The sequence below is a fragment of the Stenotrophomonas sp. YJH_SMC_27 genome (genome assembly GCF_059369815.1).
In genome coordinates, this window is sequence record NZ_JCAFTA010000002.1 from 337,388 (window position 1) to 351,835 (window position 14,448).

The 14,448-nt window shown below is 66.5% G+C and carries 14 protein-coding genes; 13 read left to right on the forward strand and 1 reads right to left on the reverse strand.

Annotated features, from left to right (window positions below; translation table 11 throughout):
* Positions 1–156: 156 nt before the first annotated feature.
* Positions 157–1,137, reverse strand: coding sequence for an AraC family transcriptional regulator (locus AC5P7R_RS05065; protein WP_155029721.1), 981 nt, complete (start codon positions 1,135–1,137; stop codon positions 157–159).
* A 684-nt stretch (positions 1,138–1,821) separates the two neighbouring features.
* Between AC5P7R_RS05065 and AC5P7R_RS05070 the strand changes: the two genes are divergently transcribed.
* The 13 genes from AC5P7R_RS05070 (at position 1,822) to AC5P7R_RS05130 (ending at position 14,401) form a co-directional block, all read left to right on the forward strand.
* Positions 1,822–2,013 (forward strand): Flp family type IVb pilin, encoded by a 192-nt coding sequence (locus tag AC5P7R_RS05070; RefSeq protein WP_021204284.1) that lies wholly within the window; start codon positions 1,822–1,824, stop codon positions 2,011–2,013.
* 67 nt (positions 2,014–2,080) lie between these two features.
* Entirely contained in the window at positions 2,081–2,626 is a 546-nt protein-coding gene (locus AC5P7R_RS05075) for an A24 family peptidase (protein ID WP_478435876.1), read from the forward strand.
* Complete coding sequence (locus AC5P7R_RS05080) at positions 2,623–3,099, forward strand: TadE/TadG family type IV pilus assembly protein (protein WP_058982316.1); 477 nt, start codon at positions 2,623–2,625, stop codon at positions 3,097–3,099. Before AC5P7R_RS05075 ends, AC5P7R_RS05080 begins: the two co-directional genes overlap by 4 nt.
* A 23-nt stretch (positions 3,100–3,122) precedes the next feature.
* Positions 3,123–4,160 carry a Flp pilus assembly protein CpaB gene (gene cpaB, locus AC5P7R_RS05085; RefSeq protein WP_478435877.1) on the forward strand — a complete coding sequence of 346 codons (1,038 nt, stop codon included), beginning with the start codon at positions 3,123–3,125 and terminating at the stop codon, positions 4,158–4,160.
* 18 nt (positions 4,161–4,178) lie between these two features.
* Entirely contained in the window at positions 4,179–5,537 is a 1,359-nt protein-coding gene (locus tag AC5P7R_RS05090) for a type II and III secretion system protein family protein (protein WP_111102426.1), read from the forward strand.
* 27 nt (positions 5,538–5,564) lie between these two features.
* A complete protein-coding gene (locus tag AC5P7R_RS05095) occupies positions 5,565–6,821 on the forward strand; it encodes a CpaE/TadZ family protein (protein WP_019659961.1) in 1,257 nt (418 codons plus the stop codon).
* On the forward strand, positions 6,806–8,155 hold the full coding sequence (locus AC5P7R_RS05100; protein WP_019659962.1) for a TadA family conjugal transfer-associated ATPase: 1,350 nt from the start codon (positions 6,806–6,808) through the stop codon (positions 8,153–8,155). Before AC5P7R_RS05095 ends, AC5P7R_RS05100 begins: the two co-directional genes overlap by 16 nt.
* Positions 8,156–8,157: 2 nt before the next feature.
* Entirely contained in the window at positions 8,158–9,114 is a 957-nt protein-coding gene (locus tag AC5P7R_RS05105) for a type II secretion system F family protein (RefSeq protein WP_478435878.1), read from the forward strand.
* Positions 9,115–9,139: 25 nt separating this feature from the next.
* A complete protein-coding gene (locus tag AC5P7R_RS05110) occupies positions 9,140–10,075 on the forward strand; it encodes a type II secretion system F family protein (RefSeq protein ID WP_478435879.1) in 936 nt (311 codons plus the stop codon).
* Entirely contained in the window at positions 10,075–10,971 is an 897-nt protein-coding gene (locus AC5P7R_RS05115; protein ID WP_021204289.1) for a tetratricopeptide repeat protein, read from the forward strand. Before AC5P7R_RS05110 ends, AC5P7R_RS05115 begins: the two co-directional genes overlap by 1 nt.
* Positions 10,968–11,426, forward strand: a complete 459-nt coding sequence (locus AC5P7R_RS05120; RefSeq protein ID WP_478418647.1) for a DUF3613 domain-containing protein — start codon at positions 10,968–10,970, stop codon at positions 11,424–11,426. The genes AC5P7R_RS05115 and AC5P7R_RS05120 overlap by 4 nt, the downstream gene beginning before the upstream one ends.
* Positions 11,427–11,434: 8 nt before the next feature.
* Positions 11,435–13,588 (forward strand): TadG family pilus assembly protein, encoded by a 2,154-nt coding sequence (locus tag AC5P7R_RS05125; RefSeq protein ID WP_478435880.1) that lies wholly within the window; start codon positions 11,435–11,437, stop codon positions 13,586–13,588.
* A gap of 99 nt (positions 13,589–13,687) precedes the next feature.
* Entirely contained in the window at positions 13,688–14,401 is a 714-nt protein-coding gene (locus AC5P7R_RS05130; RefSeq protein WP_019659968.1) for a DUF2968 domain-containing protein, read from the forward strand.
* Positions 14,402–14,448: the final 47 nt, after the last annotated feature.

Consider the following 14,448-nt stretch of genomic DNA (forward strand, 5'->3'; position numbering starts at 1 on the left):
ACGGCGGTGGCGCACTTCAATCCGGCACGGCAATCGCGCATTCCGGCAAATCCACGGCCGGAATCGGCAGCCGTTTATGCAGAAGCGGCAGCATGATCGGCAAACGGATGCGCAATTCCGGCATGAATGCCGTGGAAACCCTTGCGGGACCTTGGCTCAGGCCGGCTGGCCGATCTGCGCGGGCGCGCGCATCAGGGTATCGCGCGGCAGTTCGCCGAATACCTTGCGATAATTATCAGCGAAGCGCGAGAGGTCCCAAAGCCCGCAGCTGAGCGCGATGGCCTTCACCGAGCGGCGGCTGGAATCGGCCATCGACAGGCTCCGGCAGGCGGCACACAGGCGCAGCATGGAGAGGTACCGGTTCGGCGAAGTGCCGAACAGGTCCTCGAATGCATAACGCAGGCCGCGCTCGCTGACGCCAGCGGCATCGCAGATTTCATTCATGTAGATGTTGCGGCGCAGGTTGAGCCGCATGAAATTCTCGGCACGCTGAGCAATCAGATAATGTGTGCGCCGCGCACGGCTGCAGCCCGGGCGGTCGGCGGTACCCGCGCCCAGCAGTGCCTGCACATGCTCATGCAGCAGCCGCTCGGCTTCTTCCGGCTGCAGGCCGGAACCCTGCCCCAGCTGCAGGTGCAGCTGCTGATAATGGCGCGCCAACGGCGCTGCTTCGTTGGCCAGGCTGAACAACGAAAGTGCCTGCCCAGCCGGTGGCGTGCTGCGCAGGCTCAGTTCGGCCAGCTTGCGCTGCACGCGCGCCGCCGGCACCAGCATCAGCGTCATGTGCGTGCCCGGGCTCAGGGTGAACTCGCTGATGCCCTCCGGCATCACGGTCAACGCCATACCCGCCGCAAGCGGTACACCATGGCACCAGCTCAGCGTCTCATCGGTGGCGTGCAGATAGCCGAGCATCGCCCAGTCCGGCGGCAGCATGAAGCGGCCACGGCAATGGAATCCACAGCTGATGCTGCAGAACAACGCCTCCTCGTGCACGCGTGAAGCGAAGGCTGCCCGCGGCCCATTGCCATCGAGCAGAAGCAGTTCAACATCACATACACGAAGCACGCCGCTCAGCGTCGCCAGGTCGATCGACCGCAGGCCGCTGTCGTCGCTGTCTCCTACCCCACCATCGACCATGACAGTGTCGCCCCCCGATTATCCGTCGTGCGATACGGCCCCCACTGCCTGACAGGGCGCGCACCTCTCATGGAATCTCTTCCATCACCGGGATGCGCGCCGCCAACGCACGCACCCCAAAAGAAACGCGAGTACTTGAATACGAGTATGCCCGATAATTCAGCGGGGTAAACATCTGCCCCGCGTCGAACAGGATGGATACAGACGTGAAAATCATGCTGACGTAATTGGCACAGTTCTCGCATTCGACTGAAACCAAAATCACATTATCTGCACGTCGATGAATCGTTGTGCGAGCGAACGGATTTCCGTCACAGAACCCGCGTGAAAAATTAAGGACCGAAGGGATTCTGCCGAATTTGCATATAGGTTCCGGTTGCAGCCGGCCGCCATTCAGGCAAAGTCGATAACACGGTGATCCGGTCTTTGATAATGACCGCACCCAGGGGGACAGCATGACCATGCACGTATCGCTCGACACGTCGACCACCGGCCCCGCGCCGCGCGGTCGCGGTTGTGCGAACGGCGTCCCGCCTGGAAGCGATCACCCTGCTTGAGCACAGCGGGCCCATCCCGCCTTGCCTCCTCCGCCAGGACGTGCGGAGGTCCACGGACGATCCCGGCGGAGCCGGGCCACCGCCCAACAGGTGTCCTGTAGCAGACAGGTAGAGGGAGACAATCGTCATGAACGCATCGATCCGCAAGTTCCTGAAGGAAGAAGATGGTGTCACCGCGCTCGAGTACGGGCTGCTGGCCGCTGTGATTGCGGGAGTGCTGATCGCACTGGGCAGTACGCAGATCCAGACATTCTTCAGCACGCTCTTTGAGAATCTCACCAAGCTTGCCAACAAGGCTTCAGGCAGCACGCCCGCCTGAGCCGCCTCCTGGATTGGATCAGGGACAGCAACTGCTGAGCGTCCACTGACGGGCGACGGAGTGTGCGATGACACTGCTGGGTTTATTGGCCATCGGCGTATGCCTGCGGATCGCGATCAGCGATCTGTACGTCCGGCGGGTGCCCAACGCCTGGCTGCTGTCCGCATGCGCGATCACCGTTGTCGTGCTCATCGCCGGACAGTTCAACGCGCCGCGCCTGCCGTGGGCTTCCCACGTTGCCGGCGCGGCGCTCGGCCTGGTCGCATTGCTGCCGTTCCATGCGTTGCGCTGGATGGGCGCCGGCGATGTCAAGTTCTTTTCCGTGCTGGGATTGATGCTGGGCTGGCAGACACTGCTGCCGATCTGGATCGCGGCCAGCCTCGCAGCGGGCGCACATGCCGCGTTGGTGCTGGCGTCACGCCGGGTGGGTCCAGTACTGCCCATCGGCCTGCAAGCCCAGCTGAACCGGGCCAGTTCGCAGTGGCATTCACACCCGGCGCTCCGCGACATGCAGAACGCCCGCCAGGGACGCCATGGCATTCCCTATGCAGCCTACCTGGCCGTGTCGGCCATCGCCTGGATCCTCATCACTACGTATGGAGGTGTGCCATGAACACCCCCAACCCGCGCCGGCAACGTGGTGCGGCCAGCATCGAGTTCGCCTTGATGCTCATGCTGGGCCTGCTGCCACTGCTGCTGTTTACGTTCTCCGGCGTGATGATCATGGCGGCCCAGCAGACGCTGGCAACCGCTTCGGCCGAGGGTGCGCGCGCATCGCTGCGCTATGGCAGCGCCAATGAACGTCGTACCGCGGCGTGTATTGCGGCGCGCAGCTCGATGCAGTGGCTGCTGAACTTCTCCGGGCAGTCCGTCGACTGCAGCAATGGGGGAAGCAACGCCATCCTGGTTTCCGCGCAGGCGCCCTGCGCCGGACTGGCCAGCGCCCAGTGCATGACCGTGACCGTCAGCTACGACTACGCAAGCCATCCCTTCCTGCCCGGCACCGCCACGCTCTACAAGTGGGTAATGCGGGCTCCCATCCGCAGCGTGGCGGTCGCGCAACTCGACCTCGGCAGCGGCAACTGACGATCGCTACAGGAGACGGTTCCATGCTCAAGTTGACCCGCATCGCCGCCGTCGCCCTGATCGGGTTGGCCGTGCTGCTGGCGGTCATCGCCCTGATGATCGGGCGCAGGCAAGCCGCGCCGGCCACGGCTGCCCCGGCCGCGCAGAGCGAAGCCCAGGCAATCACCGTGGTGGAGGCGGTGGCGCGACTGCCGGCCGGCGAACCCATTTCTGCCAATGGACTGCGCCTGGCGCAGCGCAGCGCCCCGATTGCCGGTGCCGCCTCCAGCATTTCCGCCGTGGTGGGAAAGGTGCCGGTGCAGGACATTGCCGAAGGCACGGCAATCAGCAGCAATGCGCTTGCGCAGGGATTCTCGCTGCAGCTGCGCCCCGGAGAGCGCGCACTCGCGGTACCGGTTGACGAGTTGGTGGGTGCCGGCAACCGCATCGTGCCGGGCGATTTTGTCGACGTGTTCCTCAACCTGCGCAACGCCCAACCCAGCGCCAGCGGGCCGGCCGATGCAGCACAGACGCGCCTGCTGTTGTCGCGCCTGCGCGTGCTCAGCTATGGCCAGCAGGACATCGCCCTGGCCAACGCTGGCGCTGTCGCCAGCACTGAAGCCGATGCGCGCAACGATCCACGCGCCGCCGACATCACCGGAAGCAGCAGCACCCAGAGCACGGGCAGCGAGACCACCCAGCCGGCACGCAGCGCGGTACTGGCGGTACCGGTGGCCGACGCCAACCGGCTGTTGCTGGGTGCGCAGCAGGGCAAACTGTTCCTGGCCCTGCGCAACCCTGCCGATCCCGGCCAGCCCGATCTGGCGCTGTTCCCGCAGGCACGCGGTGTGATCGATCCGCTGCGGGGGCTGGATGCGGAACAGCAGCTTGCGCTGCAACGGCCGGAGAATCACGCCTACGCCGGCATCGACGGTGATGCATTGGCCGGCCGCAGCAACACGCCGGCCCGCAGCACCCAGGATGCCACGGCACGCATACCCGCACCCCGGCGCAGCGCCCCGCGCGCATCGGGTATCGAAATCATCCGGGGTGACAGCTCCGCCCCCCGTGGTTCCCTTTGACCTGCATCGAGCGCATCCATGACCGAACGTCGCCGCAGTCCACGCCCTTCCCCCCGCCAGCGCTGGCTGGCCCTGCTGCTGGTGCTGCTGGCACCGGCGACGAGCGTGGCCGCCGACGACCTGGTACTGCAGACGCGCGAGCAGCGCCCCTGGCCCCTGCCGGGTGACCTGGAGCGGGTGGCCATTGCCGACCCGGGCGTGGCCGATATCGTGATGCTGCGCGGCCAGCGCCAGGCACTGCTGGTCGGCAAGGCACCGGGCACCACCACGCTCCTGCTCTGGCACCGCAAGCAGGCCGAGCCACAGCGCCTGCAGGTGCGGGTACAAAGCGCGGTGCAGGGCGCGGCCGACGCGGGCGCGAACGGACTGGTGTTCACCCAGCAGGACAATCAGGGCCTGCTGCAGGGAAGCACCGACAGTGTGCTGTCGCACATGCAGGAACAGAAGACCGCCGCGATGGCCCTGGGCAAGGACGGACTGCTTGCCGACGCATCGACGGTAAGCAGCGGCGGCGTCGTGCAGGTCGAGGTCAAGGTGGTCGAATTCAACAAGACCGCTCTGAAGCAGATCGGCATCAGCTTCCAGAACCGCAATGGCAACTTCGCCTACGGATTCGCCCGCCCGGGCGGCCAGCTGCCGGGCAACACCGGCATCCTGCCCGGCATGCAGGAAGGCAACTCCAGCAACGAAGCCGAATCGCCCATTTCTTCGGCGTTCCGCTTGGTGTTCGGCTCGACCAAGGGCCTGTGGAATGCCGACGTCGACCTGCTGCAGAGCAATGGCATGGCGCGCGTGCTGGCCGAACCTACCCTCGTCGCATTGTCCGGCCAGAGCGCCAGCTTCCTTGCCGGCGGCGAGCTGCCAATCCTGGAGCCGCAGGGGCTGGGCACCACCACGATCACCTACAAGCCCTTCGGCATCGGCCTGACCGTGACACCGACGGTACTGGCGCCGAACCGCATCGCCTTGAAAGTCGCGCCGGAAGCCAGCGACCTGGACTACAGCAACGCCATCGCGCTCAATGGCGTGCAGATTCCATCGATCACCACCCGCCGCGCCGACACCACGGTCGAGCTGGGCGATGGCGAGAGCTTCGTGATCGGTGGCCTGGTCAGTTCCAACGTGGTTTCCAGCGTCGGCAAGATTCCGCTGCTGGGTGACCTGCCGGTCATCGGCTCGTTCTTCCGCAACTTCGACTACAAGCGCCAGGACAAGGAGCTGGTGATCATCGTCACGCCACGCCTGGTGAAGCCGCTGGCCCGCAACACCGAACTGCCACTGCCCGGCGACCGCGAAGCCAAGCCGCACATGCCCGAATGGGGTGCCTGGCTGCTGGGTCCAATCAGCCAGGACCCGGTACCCGGCTTCTCACGCTGATTCCATGATGCCTGCGATACCACGCCCATGCCCTACGCCACTGCCCAGCCGCTGCATCCGCAAGGACCGCCGATGAACCTGGTCCTGTACGGAATGGATCGCGAACTGCTGCCCCGGCTGGCGGCCAAACTGCCGCCGACCACCACCCTGCACTGGCAGGACAGCAGCGCCCCGACCTCCGCCCAGGACCTGCACCGCGGGCCGCAGAACCTTGTGCTGCTCGACTTCCGCCCCGAGCATGCCGCCGCCTCCAGCGTGCTGGCGCAGCAACTGCAACAGACAGAACCGGACCTCGCACTGGTTGCCGTCGGTGCCACCAGTGCCGGACAGGTAGAGGGCGTCGTCATCGCACTGCGGGCGGGCCTGCGTGACGTACTGGACCTGGACAGCGACAACGCCGGTGTCGAGGCCGCACTGCGTCGTGCCCTGTCACCACGACCAGCTGCCGCCGCGCAGCACGCGCACAAGGCGCGCCTGATCGTCCTGCTGGGCGTGCGCGCCGGGGTCGGCACCAGTACGATGGCCGCGCACCTTTCGGTGCTGGCACAGCAGACCCGTGCGCTGGCACAGGGCGAGGCAGTGCAGCAGGACGGCCTGCTGATGGAACTGGCCCAGCCTTCGGGTGACCTTGCGCTGTACCTCAACCTGGACAGCCGCTTCCATTACGAAGACGCGCTGCGCAACGCCAGCCGCATCGACGCCACCCTCGCCCGCACGGCCATGGCCCGGCACGATTCCGGGCTGGTGCTGCTGGACCGCGCCAGCGGAAGCGACGCGGTGCCGCCGTCCGATCCGGGTGCGCTGCTGCAGCGCCTGCGCACCGTGTTCGCCAGCGTGCTGTGTGATGCCGGCGGTTGCCCGGTGCGCCAGCTGCCACCGCTGCTGCTGGACCAGGCCGACGAGATCTGGCTGGTCACAGATGCCTCGATCGCCACGCTGGTGTCGCTCGATCAGGCACTGAAGCACCTTGCCGGGCAACGCGAACGCGAGAAGCGGCTGCAACTGGTGATCAACCGCCACGATGACAGCAGCGGAATGAGCCCGGAGCAGATTGCGCGCCGCTTCGAGGTGCCCCTGCTGGCCACGCTTCCCGAGCGCCCCCGCGTGCGCCTGTCAGCGAGCCAGGGCCACCTGCTGCTGCAGGATGCGCCGCGTGACCCCTATCTGCGTGCCCTCGCCCCACTGGTTTCGCGCCTGGACCCGGCCGCTTGCCGGGTGCAGGCGCAGGGCCTGCGGGAAAGACTCTCCCTTGCCCTGGGTGGATCGCAATGGAAGACAAGGTAACCCCTTTCCCGCATGCCGTTGCCCGGCCGGTGCTGCCCGAAAGCACGCCGGGCCATCAGCCGTTCGCGCAGACCGAGCAGTACCAGAAGGTGCTGTCGGCAGCGCATGAGCACCTGCTCAACAGCATCGAGGACGAGCGCATCGACATCGATTCCTGGGCGCCCGACACCATCGCCCGCTGGGTGCAGGTGCAGACGGTGGGCTTCATCCAGGAGTGGCGCATCCCGATCAACGAAGAAGAGATGCAGGTGGTCGCCGACGGCCTGGTCAAGGAGCTGACCGGCTTTGGCCCGCTGGACGACCTGCTGCACGACCCGTCCATCGAAGACATCCTGATCAACGGTTTCAAGGATGTGCATGTTTCCCAGGGTGGCCAGCTCAAGCGGGCCACCCAGCGATTCACCGACGATACGCACCTGCTGCGCATCCTGCGACGTATCCTGGCCCCGCTCGGGCGCCGCCTGGATGACTCCAACCCGATGGTCGATGCGCGTTTGCCCAACGGCGGCCGTCTCAACGCGATCATCTCGCCGCTGGCCGTGGACGGACCGATGGTGTCCATCCGCAAGTTCCGCAAGGATCCATTCACTCCCGATGAACTGCTGGCCAAGGGCACCTTCGACGAACCGATGCACGCCCTGCTGAAGGCGATGGTGCTGGGCCGCTGCAACATCCTGGTATCCGGCGGCACCAGCTCCGGCAAGACCTCGCTGCTGAACGCCCTGGCCAGCTACGTCCCCGCGAACGAGCGCGTGATCACCGTCGAGGACACCGCAGAACTCTCGCTCAACCACCCGCATGTGGTCCGCCTGGAAAGCCGCATCGGTGGCGCCGAAGGCCATGGCGCGGTGAGCATCCGCGATCTGGTCCGCAACAGCCTGCGCATGCGCCCTGATCGCATCGTGGTGGGCGAGGTGCGTGGCGCCGAGGTGCTGGAAATGCTGCAGGCCATGAACACCGGCCACGACGGTTCGATGGCCACCATCCACGCCAATTCACCACGCGACTGCCTGTACCGGATCGAGATGCTTGCTGGATTTGCCGGCTTCCAGGGCAGCGAGGACAGCCTGCGCCGGCAGATCGCCAGTGCCATCGACTTCATCGTGCAGATCTCGCGCCTGGGCAGCGGCCGCCGCGTGCTGGTATCGATCACCGAGATCACCGGTGTCAGCGACAACCTGATCACCACCCAGGAAATGTTCCGCCACGAACTGCAGATCGACGGCAACGGCAAAGAGATCGATCGCTGGGTCGGGCTGGGCTTCCATCCACACTCGCACAAGCTGGAGCCGTTCCGCCAACAGCTGCGCGAATCGCTCTACGGAGACTTCTGAGCATGGGAACCGGCGCGCTGCTGGGCATGTTGAGCATCATCGCGGTGCTGCTGGCGCTGGCAGCCTGGCTGTGGGGCACGGCCAGCAGCCGTGAACAACGCCAGGTTTCAATGCGGCACGCCGAGCAGCAGCTTTCGCGCGGAAGCGCCACGGGCGGGGCACCCGCCGGGCCGTCCGTCACCGCTGCCAACGATCCGGCGCGGCCCGCCAGCACCGGGCGCCGCGTGCTGCCGCTGGATGGCCTGCTGCAGCGCGCAGGGCTGCAGACCGGCTGGAAAATCCCCATCATGCTGCTGGTACCGGGGCTGGTACTGTCGGTGGTAGCGATGGCGCGGCTGGGCACCGCGTGGATGTTTCCGCTGACCCTGCTGCTGTACCTGCTTGGCTGCTGGCTGTGGATGATGCGGCGGACCACGAAGCTGCGTGCGCAACTGCTGCATCAGCTGCCGGACTTCCTCGACAACCTGGTGCGGCTGACTGCACTGGGCAACAGCCTGCAGGCCGCGTTCCAGGTTGCGTCGATGCAGACCAGCGCGCCGTTGCGCGGGCTGTTGGACACCACGGTGCGCTTTGCGCGCAGCGGCATGGAGTTGGACCGTGCACTCGCGCAGGCCGCGCAACCCTATCGCATGGAGGTGCTGAAGGTGTTGTCGGTGGTGATCGGTGTCAGCGTGCGCATCGGCGGGCGCTCCGACCAGATCCTGCAGCGCATGGGTGATTTCATGCGCGACCTGGAACAGGCGCAGCAGGAGCTTTCGGCGACGACCTCCGAGACACGCATGTCTGCGTGGGTGCTGGGCCTGCTGCCACCGGCCTGCGCGGTGCTGATGGCGATCGCCAGCCCGGACTTCTTCCAGCCGGTGCTGCACGATCCGCTTGGCCACAAGATCCTGCTGCTTGCACTGGGCATGGAGCTTGTCGGCGGCTTCCTGCTGTATCGCCTGGCCAAATGGCTATGAACCCCCGCCCAGCCGGAGACGACCGATGAGCGCCAGCGCCTGGTTCGCCCTCTCCCTGCTCGTGCTGGCTGCCGGCATCGCCCTGCTGGGTATCGGCGGCTGGATACGCAGCCATCGTGAGCAGCGTACAACGGCCACGTTGAAGACCGCCCTGCAGCCGCGCGAGACGTCCCGTGACACCGAACCTGCACGGCACGATTCGCTGGGCTGGCTCGAACGCTTCGGCCGTGCCCTCAGCGGCGGCCGCCTGGAAACGGCATTGCTGGCCAATGAAGATCGGCTGCTGTTGGATCTGGCCGGGTGGAACACCCGTCGCGGTACGGCCATCTACCTCGGCCTGCGCCTGCTGCTGGCCGTGCTGGTGCTGGCACTGGTGCTGACATTCAGCAGCGTCACCGGGCTGGCCAGGATCATGGTGATCATCGGTGCCTTGGCCGCTGGACTGCTGTTGCCCAAATTCGTTCTCTCTTCCTGGGTGAAGCGGCGCCGGCGTGCAGTCGAAACCGAGCTGCCGCTGCTGGTCGACCTGCTGCGCCTGCTGCAGGGCGTAGGCTTCAGCATGGACCAGAGCCTGCAGACGCTCGGCGACAAGCTTCGCGATGCATTGCCGGTACTCGGCAGCGAACTTCAGGAGGCCAATGTCGCCTATACCCATGGCCGCACGCGCGCGCAGTCCCTGCGGCGGCTGAGCGAGGTCTATGCCGACGATGACCTGACCAGCCTGATGCAGCTGATCCTGCAGGTGCATGCCCATGGCGGTGCGGTGCAGGAGCCCTTGCGGCAGTTCAGCCTCCGCCTGCGTGAGCAGCGTCGCAACACGTTGAAGGAAAAGGTCGGCAAGCTCTCGGTGAAGATGACCGTGGTGATGATGCTGACCCTGCTGCCAGCGTTGATGCTGGTGCTCGCCGGGCCGGCGCTGGTCGCGCTGGCCACTACCCTGTCCAAGATGGGATCGCCCTGATGCCTGCCCTGCGCACTTCCTGCCTGATTGTTGCCCTGGCCGCCGTTGCCGGCGCCAGCGGCTGTGCATCGACCACACCGAAGTACCTGCGCGCGCCCAGCCTGGCCGCGCCCGAACCGGCGCCGCAGGACAGCCGCAATGCCTACCTGGAACTGATCGAACGCATGCAGCAGCAAGGCGCATGGTATGCCTCGCTCGCCCACGTCGACGCCTTCCGTCAGCGCTACGGCGATCCGCCGGCATTGCGTCTGCTGCAGGCCGACGCGCTGCGCGAGACCGGCCAGGCCGATGCCGCGATCGCACTGTACCGCGCGCTTTCCAGCGGCCCCCAGGCCGCCGCGGCCGCACATGGCCTGGGCCTGATTGCCGCGCGCCGCGACGACGACGCCGGCAGTGAGCAGGCACTGGCGCGGGCGACCGAGTTGCAGCCATTGAATACAAGCTATCTCGGCGACCTCGGCTATGCGCGGCTGCGCGCCGGACAGTTCGAGCGCGCGCGCGAACCCCTCGCCAAGGCGCTGGAGCTGTCGCCGGGCAATGCCAAGGCCACTGCCAACCTCGCGCTGTGGGCGGTGCTGCGTGGCGACACCACCACCGCCGAACGCCTCGCCCAGCAGGCCAACCTCAACGACGAGACCCGGCTCAGCATCCAGCAGCAGGCGGCGCAGATCCGTGCCCGCCTGCAGCAACGCCAGGCCGCATCGGCCGCTGCCGCAGCCGTGCCGGCCACCGCGCGTGCTCTCGCCAGAGATGCCGTCGGCAACCCGCCCGCCGCCACGCGACTGGCGGCGGAACCACGCCGCGACAGCCGCGACGAACGCGATCCGCAGCGCCTGCCGCCCTCGATGCTGGAACGCTTCAGCGCCTCCGACCACCCGAACGGAAACACACCATGACCGCGACGCCCCTGGCCCGACGCCTGCTGCCCGCTCTGATCTGCCTGCTGCCGGCCGCCGCAGTGCAGGCGCAGCAACAGCCGCTCACCGGACAGATGCTTGGCCGCAGCACACCGGCAGCGCCGGCTGCGCAGCCGCTGCAGTCCGAGTCATTGCCCGCCGTGGACCTGGCGGCCCGGCCCGCACCATTGCCGCAGGCGGCGCCTGCCGCAGTGGACATCACCGACGGCAACGCTGCAACCGCGCGACCCGGCCGCAGCCAGATCGGTGATACCGCGCGCAACCTGTTCCGCCTGCAGGCGTCCGGACAGCAGGCCGGGCAGCACCTGCCGATCCTCGGCGACCAGGCGACGCTGAGCTACGCACGCTACATGAAGAGCTTCGAACACGAGATCCCGGACTTCTTTGAAACCGATGTCGCCAAGTCCAAGGGATCATCCTCATCCGGACGCTGAGGTAGGCCATGAAACGCCCACGCCAGTTCAGTTTCAGCCGCCCACGGGGCGGCATGTCGATCACCATGATGCTGGTCATGCTGGCGTTGCTGGCGATGCTGGGCCTGATCGAGATCGGCTACCTGTTCTGGGCCAAGCGCGATGCGCAGAAAGTTGCTGATCTGGCCGCACTGGCCGGAGCGCAACGACTGGAGCTGTGCACCTCGGACAACAGCGACAACAGCGCTGCGCGGCACAGCGCACTCACCCAGAACACGTTCGAAGGGAGCCTGCAGATCCGCTGCGGCAACTGGAGCGCCAACCGCACCACCGCCAACCGCTTCGTCACCACCATCGATGCCAGCAACCCGCGCAATGCCGTGCAGGTCGTCGCGCAGCGCAGCGTGCTGCCGTTCTTCGGGCAGAACACCACCCTGCCCACCGTCAGCGTGGAGGCCGTGGCCCGCCGTTCCGAACCGACGGCCGTGTTTGCGGTCGGTTCGCAGCTACTGCGCACCAATGGCGACTCGGTACTGTTGTCGACCCTGCGACTGGTCGGCCTGGATGTGACCAACGCCACCGTGCTCTCCTATGACGGCCTCGCCCAGGCCAACATCACGCCATCGGGCCTGCTCAAGGCGTTGAACATCCCGGTCAGCGCCAACCTCAGCGTGGCTGACTTCAACCGGCTTCTGTCGGTCAACAAGGTTTCGCTGGCGCAGCTGGTCGACGCCACCGCCACCGTGGTCGGCCGCGACTCCACGGTGGGCGTGCAGCTGCGCGCCCTGTCCGACCTGGTTGCCACCCAGCTGGACATCAACAAGCTCAACATCGTGCTGGGCAGCCAGTCCGGCGGCGGCGGCCTTTTCGCCGAAGTCGTCTCGCCCGACGGCACGGTCGGCAGTGCACTGGAGTCACAGATCAACGTGCTCAACCTGATCAACACTGCGATCTCCATCGCCAACGATGGCAACGGCGTGGCGGTCAAGGGGCTGGACCTGCTGGGCATCAAGATCCAGGCCGGCGTTGTCGAGCCGCCATCGATCGCCATCGGCGGTGTCGGCAGCCGCGCCTACAACGCGCAGGTAAGGCTGGTGGCAGACGTGGACAGCAACAACCTGTTCGCACTGGGGCCACTTCTGAACCTGCTGGGCACGCGCCTGCACCTGCCGCTGCATGTCGATGTCGCCAACGGAATGGGAACGCTGACCGGAATCCAGTGTGGCGCCAATCCACCCAGGGCCACCATCCAGGTGGATTCGTCGGTCCTGCGGGCCTGCGTCGGCAACGTCGATCCATCGCAGCGTTTCTCGAAGAACAATGTCTGCGACGCGACGCTGAACAACGAACAGCTGCTGAAACTGCTCGGACAACCCCTGATCAACGACAAGATCACGCTGCCGGCCCTGACCAGCTCGCAGAACCTCACCCTGGCCGCTGGCGAAACCGGCTCGACGCGCATCAATCCACTTGCTCTCGGCAACGCAGTATCCGACCTTGTCAATGAGCTGCTGCGCGTGCTCTCGGGCATGCTCAGTTCACCCAAGCAGGGCATGAGTGCCAACGACACGGCCAAGGCCCTGGCCGACCGTTACCTGCAGGCCACCTTCCCGCCGAACACCCGGTATGAGGTGGACAAGTTGATTCCACTGCTGCGCGATGGCGACGCCAGCCGGCAACTGGCCCCGCTCAACAGCTGGACCGTACCCGGAGGCCTGCCCTACGCCTGTGGCCTGCTGAACCTGTCCACCTGCCACAAGGACGGTCCGGTCTGGGATGCGTTCAAGGTGACGGTCACCGGTCAAGGACTGGGCGTGCTCGATGGACTGCTCGGCTCGCTGGTGGGCGGCCTGCTGATCAACCGCTGCGACAGCCTGCTGGGCAACCTGATCGACTACAACGGCTGCGTGCGCAACAACCTGGCCTCGTACATACAGACCGCGCCGGCCGGGTTCCTTGACGGCACCGGCGACACCGGCGTCACCAACCCCGATGGCACGGTCAGCTGCAGCGGCCTGCTGTGCACGCTGCTGAAGCCGATCCTGTCCGCCTTGCGCCCGGTCCTCAACAGCGTCGGCACCTTGCTGACCAACCTGCTGGCCAGCGTGCTGGGCCTGGAGCTGGGGCGCACCGACGTCAACGTGCAGTCGATCCAGTGCAGCGCCGCACAGCTGGTCTACTGACCCGTGACGGGCGCCCTTGGCGGCGCCCGCGCACATGCTAGACTCCCGGCGGGGAACCACTTTCATCTCAACCCACACTCATCCGTGGATGGTCTAGACATGCGAGAAACTTCAGGGGGCGCGGTCTTCGCCCGGCGCGCGTACGGCGCGGCACTGCTGGCCGTGAGCATGATGCTGGTGGCACCAGCGGCGATGGCTGCCCGTGGCGACCGCGAAGCTGCCGCAGAGCCGGCCGCTCGTAGCGCACCGGTGGTGCGCAATACCGTTGACGAGCTCAAGCAGCTGATGGATGCCCGCCAGCTGACCGAGCTGCGCACCACCTACAACGGCAATTACGGCGCCAGCCTGCTGTTCAACGCCAACACCCTGACCTACTACGTCGCCCTGTTCCAGGAGAAGAATTTCTGGCGGGTGATCAAGACTGACGCCGTCGACAACGCCGAGCGTGTCTACCGCACCTTCGCGCAACAGTCCGAGCAGCTTGCCCAGGTCTACATCGACACCACCCGCCTGGAAGCCGGCAAGCGCTATACCGAGCGCCTGGTGGCCTACAACGAGGAACGCCTGCGCACCCTGCAGCAGGAAATGGAACAGCAGCAGGCGCAGTCGGCCCAGGTCAGCGCGGCCCTGCAGCAGGCCCAGCAGCAGGCAGTCAGCCTGAGCAGCGACGTGCAGAGCACGAACAGCCAGCTGGACGCCCTGCAGCGCCGCATCCAGATCCTGCAGGCCGAACAGGGCAACCCGGAGCTGAGCCTGCCCAAACCGGACAGCGTGCCCTCGCCGGCACCGGCGACGGCCAGCGACGGTCGCTGAGGTCCGGCACCTGGCATCTGCTCTCAACGGCGCCCTTGGGCGCCGTT